Annotated in this window: 7 protein-coding genes, 1 tRNA gene and 1 CRISPR repeat array; of the genes, 4 read left to right on the top strand and 4 right to left on the bottom strand. The window is 55.5% G+C overall.

The genetic code is table 11. The features are described from left to right. Positions 1 to 11: 11 nt before the first annotated feature. Together FGL65_RS06750 and FGL65_RS06745 are read left to right on the top strand one after the other, a co-directional pair. Complete coding sequence (locus FGL65_RS06750) at positions 12 to 809, top strand: helix-turn-helix domain-containing protein (protein ID WP_147820347.1); 798 nt, start codon at positions 12 to 14, stop codon at positions 807 to 809. Between the two features lie 77 nt (positions 810 to 886). Next, a complete protein-coding gene (locus FGL65_RS06745) occupies positions 887 to 1,726 on the top strand; it encodes a class I SAM-dependent methyltransferase (protein WP_147820345.1) in 840 nt (279 codons plus the stop codon). A gap of 37 nt (positions 1,727 to 1,763) precedes the next feature. Here FGL65_RS06745 and FGL65_RS06740 read toward each other — a convergent pair whose 3' ends face one another. Then, entirely contained in the window at positions 1,764 to 2,039 is a 276-nt protein-coding gene (locus FGL65_RS06740) for a hypothetical protein (protein WP_147820343.1), read from the bottom strand. Positions 2,040 to 2,245: 206 nt separating this feature from the next. Here FGL65_RS06740 and FGL65_RS06735 point away from each other — a divergent pair. Then, positions 2,246 to 2,339: transfer RNA gene (locus FGL65_RS06735), tRNA-Sec, on the top strand. Between the two features lie 128 nt (positions 2,340 to 2,467). Further along, a complete protein-coding gene (locus FGL65_RS06730) occupies positions 2,468 to 4,165 on the top strand; it encodes a DUF6538 domain-containing protein (protein WP_187170567.1) in 1,698 nt (565 codons plus the stop codon). Positions 4,166 to 4,293: 128 nt separating this feature from the next. Then, positions 4,294 to 6,245: a CRISPR direct-repeat array (repeat unit 32 nt; unit sequence GTTTCAAACCACGCGCCCGCAGGGAGCGCGAC). A 178-nt stretch (positions 6,246 to 6,423) separates the two neighbouring features. Here the strand turns inward: FGL65_RS06730 and FGL65_RS06725 are convergent. Genes FGL65_RS06725 through FGL65_RS06715 form a run of 3 tightly spaced genes read right to left on the bottom strand, consistent with a single transcriptional unit; the run spans position 6,424 to position 11,600 of the window. Beyond that, positions 6,424 to 8,622: a CRISPR-associated helicase/endonuclease Cas3 gene (locus tag FGL65_RS06725; protein WP_147820339.1), complete on the bottom strand. Its 2,199-nt coding sequence runs from the start codon at positions 8,620 to 8,622 to the stop codon at positions 6,424 to 6,426. Positions 8,623 to 8,624: 2 nt separating this feature from the next. Continuing rightward, the gene (locus tag FGL65_RS06720) at positions 8,625 to 9,509 is read right to left on the bottom strand and encodes a type I CRISPR-associated protein Cas7 (protein ID WP_147820337.1); all 885 of its coding nucleotides are present in this window, start codon (positions 9,507 to 9,509) and stop codon (positions 8,625 to 8,627) included. 9 nt (positions 9,510 to 9,518) lie between these two features. Next, positions 9,519 to 11,600 (bottom strand): hypothetical protein, encoded by a 2,082-nt coding sequence (locus tag FGL65_RS06715; RefSeq protein ID WP_147820335.1) that lies wholly within the window; start codon positions 11,598 to 11,600, stop codon positions 9,519 to 9,521.

Here is an 11,600-nt window from a genome sequence, read left to right as displayed (position 1 = left end):
AGGGTGCCCCCGTGCTTGCGTTCAAACCCCAAAAACATCTCGCCTCCCACGTGGACACCCTGTGGGTCACCAACGGGCCGCTCGAAACGCGGGCCACGTTCGAGTATTACCCGGTGCCCACCTCGGACGTGCTCATCATCCTGGACGAACGCACCTGCGAAATCTTTCATTGCAGCGCAGCCACCACCCGGGGCACGGTGACGGCCTCGGCAGGCAAGGCCTATTTCGCCCTGCGCCTGCGCCCGGGCATGGGTGCGGACCTGTTCGGCACCTGGGAGACCCGGCGGACCGACGCCACCACCAGCCTGGACCGGCTCTTCGGAATCCCCTCGGACAGCCTCGGCCAGATGTTGCTGGAGGCGGCCACCCCGCGCAGACAGGCCGATCTCCTGTTTTCGACGCTGCAGAATCAGCGTCCCGGTTCCGCAGGTCTCGCGCACGGCCAGCTCGCCGGACGGATCATCGAGACCACGGGGGGAGGTATTCCGGTCGCGAACGTGGCCCGGGAGCTGGGCATCAGCCCCCGCCAGATGGAGCGCCAGGTGCGGCTGTTCACTGGCCTGACGCCCAAGGGACTGGCCCGCTCCGTGCGGCTGCAACACTGTTTCGAGCGGCTGCACCACGGCGGGTTCGCCAACCTTGCGTCCCTGGCCCAGGACCTCGGCTACATGGACCAGCCCCACTTCATCCGCGACTTCAAATCCATGACCGGCAAGACGCCGGGCCAGTATCTTGCGGGAACGCGCATGGCCGCCCATGTCACCGACGTGGCGGTGCCTGCTCCGGACCGCCCCCTGTTCCAGTTCTGATTTTCGCGGCAAACGTCGCGTTTTTACAATTCGATCCCATGCTGGCAGTATAGAAGCTCCCGAAAAAGGAGTTCCCCATGAGCAGACAATCACTGCAAACCATATTCGACATAACGCCCCCGCAGGACAATTTCTGGGACGGCGCGTACAAAATTCCCTGGAACGAACCGGGGTTCAGCGCCCGCATGCTGGAGATTCACCTTTCGCAGGAAACCGACCTGGCCAGCCGCAAGCTGGAGACCATAAAAAAGCAGGCCAAATGGCTCAAGGACAACGCCCTGCGGGACGAGGTCTCACGCATCCTGGACCTGGGCTGCGGCCCGGGCCTGTATGCCGACCATTTTGCCCGGGACAGGCACATCTACCGGGGCATCGATTTCTCCCCCGCCTCCATTGCCCATGCGCGAAAGCAAACCGGCTTCCCGGCCCTGTGCGAATTCTCCGAGGGAGACGTTACGACCACGGATTTCGGGGAGGGATACGACCTGGCCATGATGATTTACGGCGAGCTGAACGTGTTCTCGCCGGACCAGTGCAGGGATATCCTGGCCCGTGCGCATGCCGCCCTGAATACCGGCGGGACACTGGCCCTGGAACTGCATACGGTGGATGCGGTCAAAGCGGCCGGGACCGCGCCCGCATCCTGGCACAAGGCCGACTCCGGCCTGTTCTCGCCCCGGCCCTACATCTGTCTGCAGGAAAACCACTGGAACGGGGAACACGCGGTTGCCGTGCAGTACTTCCACGTGCTGGACGCGGCCAACGGTTCAGCCGCCACCATGCGCAGCACCACCAAGGCCTGGAGCGACGACGAGCTGGAAGCCCTGCTCTCGGCCGCCGGGTTCAGGGACATGCGATTCCGCGAGGACTGGCCCAAGGCCGGCGAGCACTTCCGGCTGCTGACAGCGATAAAATAAAAAGGAAAAGGCCTCCGAAACGGAGGCCTCTTTTTTTTTATTGGCAGGGACCGGTGCCGGGGGCGAGCCCCGCCAGATATCCGGCCATGGCTCCGGGGTTTCCGACCGAAGCGCCGTTCGCCACCATGCGGTTGATGGTCTTTTCCCAGCCGGCCTTGTCCTTGGAGCCGACCATGAGGCAGACCCGCTTGAGATTATGGCAGGAGGAACAGGCCGCGGACACGTCGCCGCCGGATTGGGCGTTGACGGCAACCACGGCAAAGCCGAGCACCAGGACGCAGGCCACAAGCATGGCCATCAGACACTGTTTCATGATATCTTCTCCTTGGCATTGACGGAACCGGTCCGTCCTTGTCTTTTCGAATGGAGCAAGCCGGTTGCGCCCTATCCTAGCCGGAGCGCCGCAGACCGGCAAGAGGAGTTTCCGGCACGGCTACGCCGTCCGCTTCCTATAGACGAAAACAATACAAATGCCCTTGTATACAGCAAAAAAAGTTGATAGCTGTGTACTTCTCATTCGGAAGCGTATCGTCACCGGTGTGGCGCCTGGGCTTCAAACCCAGTGGGCGGGCTAACCCTCGCCGGTAGGTTCGACTCCTATACGCTTCCGCCACTCGACCACAAAGGCCTGTTATGCAGGCCTTTTTTACTTCCGAGCCCATAACATCCTGTTCTCGCAACAGAAACTTGGACGATTTTTGGACGATCCGATCCGAAATCGTCCAAAAAAAGCGAGACGTCATGCCCAGCTATCTGACCCTGCATGGAACCACCTATCACTTCCGTTTTTTCGTCCCAGAGGCACTACAACCTGTCATCGGCCAGAAGGTTGTCAAAATGAGCCTCAGAACGGGCCGCAAACGCCTTGCCAAACGCAAGGCAGGGCAGTTAGCCTCTGCTGCCCGAAAAATCATTCTGAAGGCAAAGGAGAGCGAATTCATGGACATGCAGCAATTACAGCGAAGTCTTCGCACCTACTTAAAATATTTGCTCGATATGGATGATGTCCTACGTGCGGTTCCTGTCGAGATCGAGAATGACGAAAGCCATGCAGAACTCTTCTTTGACACCATCCAGCAAGGATTGAGGAAATCCGACAATGCGAGCATCAAGCATTTCGTTGACGAATTCCTCTCCATGACCGGGCATGCCTCCCTTTCTGAGAATTCCCTGGAGTACAATCTGCTGGCTCGGCAGATGCACAAAATTCTCGTCCAATTTGCCCACGTAGGCAAACTCCGGGCCGAAGGAGACGTCATCGCTGAACAGGATTATCTCGACAAGCTGTTCCCGGACGCGGTCTCCGATGGACAGACTCATGCCGCTGCCCCCACGTCGACAGGGCGGCAACAGGCATCCGAGTCCAAGGATGTGTTGATTGAGGGGTTGATCGAAGCCTTTACTGGCGCAACCGACACGACTCCCGAGACCAGGGACAAGTACAACACCACGATCAGGGAATTTCTTGCGATCACCTCGATCCGAAACATTGCCGAAATCAACCATCCAGTCTTGCGAGACTACATCGAGGTGCTGAAATCTCTGCCGCCGAACTACGCGAAACTATATGCAGAAACGCCCGTTCTTGAAGTCGCCCAAATGAGTCACGAGAAGACGGTGACAGCAAGAACCGTCAACGACAAAATCGGTATCATGGGAAGATTCTTCAAGTGGGCCATCAACCAAGGATACATGGAGATCAATTACGCTGACGGCAAGAGACTCCCAAAAGGCAAGCCGCAGCATTCCACGCATGAGCCGTACACCATTGACGATCTCCGGAAGATGTTCAATGCCCTGCAATACGTGAAGGATTCATTTCGCTCGCCGTATCAATTCTGGATGGTTCCTCTTGCCCTCTACACAGGTGCCAGACAATCCGAGTTGGCCCAACTACGCTGTAAGGACGTTTACCAGCCCGAAGAAGGAATATGGGCAATCCGCGTCATGCCCGATGACGACGACGAATCATCAAGTGTGAAGACGGTCAACGCTATTCGTACCATTCCCCTCCATCCGGTTCTGACCGAGCAACTCAATTTTCACGCCTTCGTAAGGCGGGTCCGCAGGGCAGGGAATGACCGCGTCTTCCCGGAGATCAAGCCACGGCAGGGAAAGTATGGAAAGGTAGTCTCTCAGTGGTTCAACGACAGATTCAAAAAAAACCTCGATTTGCAACCTCCGAGGTCCGGATTCAAAAAAGACTTCCACAGCTTCAGAAACACCTTCATTGATGCCGCCAAACAGGCCCGGGTGGAAATCTCCATGATTGAGGAAACGGTCGGACACGCCAGCGCATTGGGAATGAGGCAACAGTCGATGTCAGGAGACTACTACGCCAACGAGTACAGCGAACGCATCCGGTACGAAGAACTGATGCTGAAGGTGAATTTCGACATCGACCTGAGTCACTTGAAAAAATCCAAGTACACAAAATAAAAGGGCGGCAGAACTGCCGCCCAAATCGTTCGCTTCACCTCACCAGACAATAAAACACTCAACGGGAAGGTGATCCCTCTTCTCGCATAACAAGAAGAGGGATCAATCAACACTTCCATACTGTATTGGTTTCAAACCACGCGCTCGCAAGGAGCGCGACGCCCAACACGTCCAGCGCGTTCTTTGACCTCGAATGTTTCAAACCACGCGCCCGCAGGGAGCGCGACCTTTTGCGTCTGCAACGGCCTTGGGTGTCACGTTTCAAACCACGCGCCCGCAGGGAGCGCGACCTTTTCATTACCCCGATCGTCCATCTGGGGCTTGTTTCAAACCACGCGCCCGCAGGGAGCGCGACATCCTCTGTCAGGAGTTTGATGGCTTCATTCTTGGTTTCAAACCACGCGCCCGCAGGGAGCGCGACTTGGGCTTAGCTGGCCTCCGCTCTAAGGAGCCGCCAGTTTCAAACCACGCGCCCGCAGGGAGCGCGACTGCCGAAAGACTCATTCTCCCATCCTGTCGCGGCTGTTTCAAACCACGCGCCCGCAGGGAGCGCGACATCTCTCCAAGAGTGCGCATGCCCGCTTTGTCCAGTTTCAAACCACGCGCCCGCAGGGAGCGCGACGAGACCAGCAAAAGACCTTTCTCATGGCTTTACGCGTTTCAAACCACGCGCCCGCAGGGAGCGCGACTTTCAAGCTCGTATTCCTGCTTAAAGTAGACCTTGTTTCAAACCACGCGCCCGCAGGGAGCGCGACCTGCGGATAGGACGACAACAGCGCAAACTGGGTAAGGTTTCAAACCACGCGCCCGCAGGGAGCGCGACGTACAACCGGCGGCGGCTCCACCAAGAAGCGCAAGTTTCAAACCACGCGCCCGCAGGGAGCGCGACCATGATAGGTGCCGCAGGAAGGACAGCGCACCCAGTTTCAAACCACGCGCCCGCAGGGAGCGCGACGTTGATACCGTCTTGCCCTTCATCTCCCTGTATGGTTTCAAACCACGCGCCCGCAGGGAGCGCGACGAAGACGTCCGCCTGGCGGCGTGTCGCGGAGAGGTTTCAAACCACGCGCCCGCAGGGAGCGCGACCCCTCACTCTGCTTTGTGTGAACTGTAGTTACTTGGTTTCAAACCACGCGCCCGCAGGGAGCGCGACACCAAAGCCCAGACCAAGCATTGGCAGCTTGCTCGTTTCAAACCACGCGCCCGCAGGGAGCGCGACAGCAGTACCGGACGATGCTGGAGGATCGATACGGTTTCAAACCACGCGCCCGCAGGGAGCGCGACGCGTGATAAGCTGCCCGCCAACGTCCTCACCGAAGGTTTCAAACCACGCGCCCGCAGGGAGCGCGACCTTACCAATTGCATAGAGGACTCCCTTAAGCTGAGTTTCAAACCACGCGCCCGCAGGGAGCGCGACAGAGGAGTGTCGCACAACTCGCAAAAGCCAACCGGTTTCAAACCACGCGCCCGCAGGGAGCGCGACCCCATGTATAGCGGGTGCCGGTTTCCGGGTTCACGTTTCAAACCACGCGCCCGCAGGGAGCGCGACCTGGGCGTGAAGGGCGTCTCCTCATTAAGTAGCGGGTTTCAAACCACGCGCCCGCAGGGAGCGCGACATAGGCCAGCGCGGAGCCGCGTATTACATCATCGTGTTTCAAACCACGCGCCCGCAGGGAGCGCGACGCGGCTTCGTTCGGTGTGGAGGCGTAGACCACCAAGTTTCAAACCACGCGCCCGCAGGGAGCGCGACCTTTTCAAAACAGCCCTTGCGGTCGATGACCTCGTGTTTCAAACCACGCGCCCGCAGGGAGCGCGACCTTTCCAAGATTTTCTGATGTCTCAAAATCAGGTGTTTCAAACCACGCGCCCGCAGGGAGCGCGACAAAGCGGGGTTGGCGCGCTGCCGGGGTTGGCCTTGTTTCAAACCACGCGCCCGCAGGGAGCGCGACAATGCAGTCCGAGATTACCACTTGACCGGACCTGGTTTCAAACCACGCGCCCGCAGGGAGCGCGACACCTACCTCTCCATCTGCCTCAGGATCACGAATGTTTCAAACCACGCGCCCGCAGGGAGCGCGACTGCCACTTTAAGATAGCCCGGTTGACAAGGATGCAACGACATACATCCGCGAACCTCTTATTCTGCCAGCTATTCAACGCGGTCATATATCTTACAAACTCACCACTCTTCTATTTTCAATGAACTTTTTTCTGTCGCGAACCACCCGACGATTCCATGCCCACTCTAGGTTCGCGCATCACTCGGCAAGGTAGCCAAGGAATTCATCGTAAGCTCCGTTCCAAACATACAGATCCGGATACCCATCAACGTCCTGAACAGGGAGCTTTTCAATTTGATTCGACCAAATCTGAACCGAGACATCCTGAAGCGTGGACTTTGAAACATGACGGCCCTGCTGCAATGACTCGACCGTGGGACGATCGATCACCACCATCCTGGTATCCGAATCAATGATACGAAACCGCCGCTGCACTTCCTTGAACTCACCGTTGAAATCCAATCCAGCAATTGCGTAACCTCGTGAGCATTCCTCCCTTTCACCACTAAGTTTGATCTCCATGTCGAGAGCCTCTTTACAATACGCTGGGCCGACCTTTCCTTGCGCAACAAGAGTCTTCAGAGCCAAGGCTGGTTTCTGGGCACCAGGATGAGGAAAGACTTCCTCTGCCTTAAGGACAAAGTCATAAACGATACCTACCGCCCTGGCTTCACGACAAACTCGACCTCCGAGCTGGAGAAGGTTGCAAAGACCGAATCGTTCCCGAAAGCCGTTACGGAATGAAATATCCACACCAGCCTCCACGCACGACGTTGCGACCAATGTCCAATTCTCATCACCGGCATCAAGTCGCTCTCGCACCCTGCCAAGAGTCGAGGCCCGATCCCTTGGGCAAAGTGCTGTGGAAAGATGCTCAACAGCCTCCCTCCCCAGAATGGATGACAAGCGCAAGGCCAGTTTCGCAGCACCACGAACGGTATTCATAACCACGACACGCGGCCCAGGAGTATCCATGACCAGATTCGCCAAATCATCAAGTCCGAGCGACTGGGGGAGGGATTCATACCTAACCCTCCCCTTTTCGACAGAGACTGCTTTTGAACGAACGTCGGACGACACAAGCTCAGGAACCTCAACGTGGCTTATGCCGAGCAAATCCTCGACACTCCGAAAAGGCTGCAATTCCCAAAAACGCGTAAGGGAGCCGGAGGCCAACACCCAATGACAATTCCACCGCTCACAACTGGCCCGGACCCATCCCCAGGCAGGAAGCCACAAATCCGCAGGCATGGCCGCATGTGCTTCGTCCACAAAAACAGCTGCCCCCGGAAACTCGTGCAACTTGCGAAGCGCCCCTGTGGATGCCGCTGCCATAGTTTCGAAAAACTGTACGGCAGTGACCACGACAATAGGAGCTCGCCACAAGTATGCCAAGGAACGCGACTCGGGGGATTCAAACTCAGCCCGGTGATGGTGAGCACTCACCACCTGCTCGGGGTCTTCGCCCTCCAGAACAAGAGCTTCCCGATACACCGCCACCGCCTGATCGATAATGTTTGTAAAGGGCAAAACCACAAATATACGACGAAGACCGTTGACCGCCGCGACTTTGAGAAGATGCCCCATAATACTTAATGTTTTTCCGGTTCCCACAGGACTATCACAGGCGACGACACCCATGTTAGCCGAAGCATTTCGAACACTTTGGTAGATACTGGCCCGAACGGAATTTCTCTCACATTGTTCGGCTGTGGCAGACAAGCGCTCGATGAACTGATCCAATCGCGCCAGGCGTTCTTCCGCACGAAGCGTAGGCCGGAATTCAGGTATCCGTTCACTATGAAAATGTGTTGCCGTATCGCCATGATCGGCATCGACCAAACATGAAAGTGCGAACCTCCAATCCAGCGACGCCTTTGCCGCAAATGGCAATGTGCCACCTGAACGGCTTCCATCATTCGGGACACACTTGAAATGCCGATCCAGCAAAATCGTCAACTCGCTATCAACTTCTTCACGGATAACAGCATCACGAAACGGGAAATGGCGACAAGTCTCGGCTATACGGTCGGGAAGTCCTCTATGATGCGACCAAGTCAACAACGCCGAATCATAGGCCTCTTCGGCCAACAAATGCGCGACACCTGCATCCACATGGTTCACAGGCAATCGTGAGGGCTGGTCCTCGCCATACGTCCGAGACAACATATCGTTGTTCTGCTTGCCCAGCTTTCCAAGATCGTGAAACCGAGCCGCCTGCTCAACCGCATTTACCAAAGAGACGCGTTGTTCGTCGTCATTGAGATATTGCACCATCTCCGTGGCAGAGCGCACAGCCTGCTTGATTACAGCCCTGACGTGGTCCGCATAAGGGTGGGGCGAAACTGCCGGACGACCCTTTTGAGCCGTCCGGCCGCTATGTGCGTAGTACGTCATCGCTACTCGTTGACGATATCTCGGATTCCGGCCAATTTCGAAGCAATCTCCTCCGGGAGCCCGCTAGGAACAGTATACTCTTCAATGGACTCTGCCGGCAGATTCGCATCCTTGGGGTTAGTCCGCTTAGGAGTCAGGGCTTCGAGAATCTTCCAATCGGGGCAGCTTCCCAACGGATTTTTGTGCTCGGCAACCCATGCATGACGAATGTTCACATGCGGACGGATATAAGAGGCCGTGTGTGAGTATGCGTAAGGGATAACGTCAAGCAGGAGTTGAATGTCCTCGTCAGTGCACAAGGTCCGCCCTGCAACCGTGGGGTTCAAAAAAAACGGCATTGCATAAAGACCATACTCCACAACCCTATAGGCCAAAGGAGCCATACCCCGATCCTTGCCTTCCTGTACGCCACGTTTGATAGTCGTCGTATTCCGAATGATTTTCACCGGATCAAGGCTAAGTCCAGTCCCGAACTGTAGGGCTCCTGTATGAATGTGCTGCTGATAGGTTTCGCCGTCCTTCTCGGTCTCCCCCTTTTCCTTCTCCAGCAACGAAGTGCCAAAAATACGGACATCCCAGAACCGCGAAAGCAAATCATCAGTAGACAAACGACGAAGTTCGCCAATGCTCCTCCCCTTGCTTTCCAGTATCTCAAAATTATCAGCTGCCAATCCATTTCTGTGGCTGAACTCGCCCCAAACCGGCCCCTCTTTATCCCCCACAAGTCCACGAACCTTCGCCTTGAATGATACAGGGCTAATTTCACCAATTCCGTTGGGACGATGACGAGGGTCGCTTTCTCGATCCGGATCACCATTGGGATTGCTGTTAACAGCTTCAATCAAAAGGAGACCCGTAATCTTATTCAGGTATTTGTCTGTGCTCATTGCATGCTCCTATGCGTTGGTGTCGGTGGAATTATTGTTCTTCCGGGGAAAACCGGCCAGATAGCCGAGAAGCATCTCAGCCTTGCCGGTTGAGTTGACCATATCTGGAACGCCTTTCTGCTTCAGGGCCTCACTCACCTCACTAAAAAGTCCCAAAGTCCATTTGGCCAATCGACTCTCCTCACTTCTATTTGTCCGCGCCCAAGAGTGATAAACAAGAATTCGATCAGCGAGTTGATCAAACGCGTCAACAGGGTTGGCCAAAGCAACACGCATGAGGGAATTGCCCAGCAATGAAGATGGCAAATCACCTCCACGAACCCCTTTGCAGTACTGCTCATGTAAAGTATCAGCCAAACTCATCAGGCGACCAACAAGGAAATAAGAATCCTGCATGTATTCCTCCATTTTTCGCCCCGCCTTCAGCAGCAACAAGCCGAGGATGGACGGTAGAATTTCTAGATGATGGTAGGCATTCCTGTCGCTTGTCGGCAGCACTAACTCCCTATTCCGCAACAGGGTTGGCCCCAGTGCGATAAGAACAGCCTCCTGATCCGACACATGCTTGGTCAACAAAGCCACAGCGATATCGTGCTCCTGTTGTCCAGAAGCGAGAAGCAGAAGAGCTGGAAGCTCCTGCGCTACTTGACGCGTGGCCCGGACTTCGGTTCCAGACCGAAGCCACACGTTGGAGAGCAAGGATATGATCTCGGAAGGAGCGGGCGTGACAGGGGAGATTGAATAGGCCTTTTTCTTGGCCTGTACCCGATAGCGAAGCAAAGGTATGTTGGCACACCCTTCATTCCATCGCCTCGCAGATTCAAGCATGTGTTCAGCGGTGTAACTCTCGCTCATCAGCAGTTTGTAACGCCCTTTGTCATAAGATGTAATGACCGAGACATTGATTGGCACACTCAAATCACCCTGCCAGGCCCCACTAATCGCATCGGCCACAATTTTTGCGACTTCCCCATACTTGGTAACTTCGGCCACTTCCTTGGCCCTTTCTGAAAGGGGAGCAAATAAGGCCCCGAATGCAGGAGGTACTTCGGGCATATCCTGTGGCGCGATGACAACGATCGTCGGCTGAATTTCGCTTCGACCTACTTTGATCTTCTGAGTCAAAAATGCCCAGGTTCTACCCTCCCTCTCCGGTGCTGTTATCCATTTCGCTGCGGCGAGCATACGCAGACGAGATTGGCTACCAACTGGGAATGAATCAGCCCCAGCCCTGTGGTATCTGAAGTTTGCGGGAACATCCGAAAACATAGACCGCATAGGCTTTTCGCCTGATTTGGGAAGCAGGATCTTGGGCATTGGAGCTTCATATCCTTCAAGGGGTAAGCCAAATGCATCGACCTCACCAGTTTGTGATGCAGATGCTCCAAGAATTCCATCGTTGAGGATGTCAAACATCGCCGGGCTGTTTGCTGGATAAGCATAGACATGCCAGTCATCCAGCTCCAAGGACACCAACAACGTATTTGGTGTCACACTTTTATCGGTTTGCCCAAAACACGCATCAACATGATACCTCCAACCGAGAGGGAACTCCGCCAATCCTGACATTATCGACTCGCATAGAAATTGTTGAAATTGATAATAATCGATCAACGCAGCTCTTCTAACCAGCTCAATAAATGGAGCGGCCTCTTCGGACAACGCACTCGCCGACTCCAATAGGCTTTCACCCATTGTGAATTGACGGTTGAGCTTTTTAGCCAGCCTTTCACTCCAGGCGGGTACCGCAGACTCTTTCAGTCCATTGACAGCACCTCGAATCACCTTTGATGATGTGTCATTGTCTTTGAATACCTTTTTTAGAGAGCTCAGGTGTGCACTCTCAGCTACGAAAACAGGGTCAACAGCAAATGTTGGAAACGCCTTGTGGTTGTCTGGAGCCCAGCGCTCTATCATCGCATTTCCATTCCCCGGGCGCTCAGCCAGATCAAAACCAACGGGTGCCCCATCTTCATTGAGGTAAACAATTACCCGGGGCTTATTGGGGCAGGGCTTCAATGAAGCGTCGCGCTGCCGAACATTGATTCCGGCTTTTTCAAGGGCATCCGCAGTTTGGAAAAATTCAAACAT

The organism is Salidesulfovibrio onnuriiensis (assembly GCF_008001235.1).
In the GTDB taxonomy this organism is placed as follows: Bacteria; Desulfobacterota; Desulfovibrionia; order Desulfovibrionales; family Desulfovibrionaceae; genus Pseudodesulfovibrio; species Pseudodesulfovibrio onnuriiensis.
Note: the sequence above shows the minus strand (reverse complement) of the source record. Positions and strands in the feature narration are given on the sequence as shown.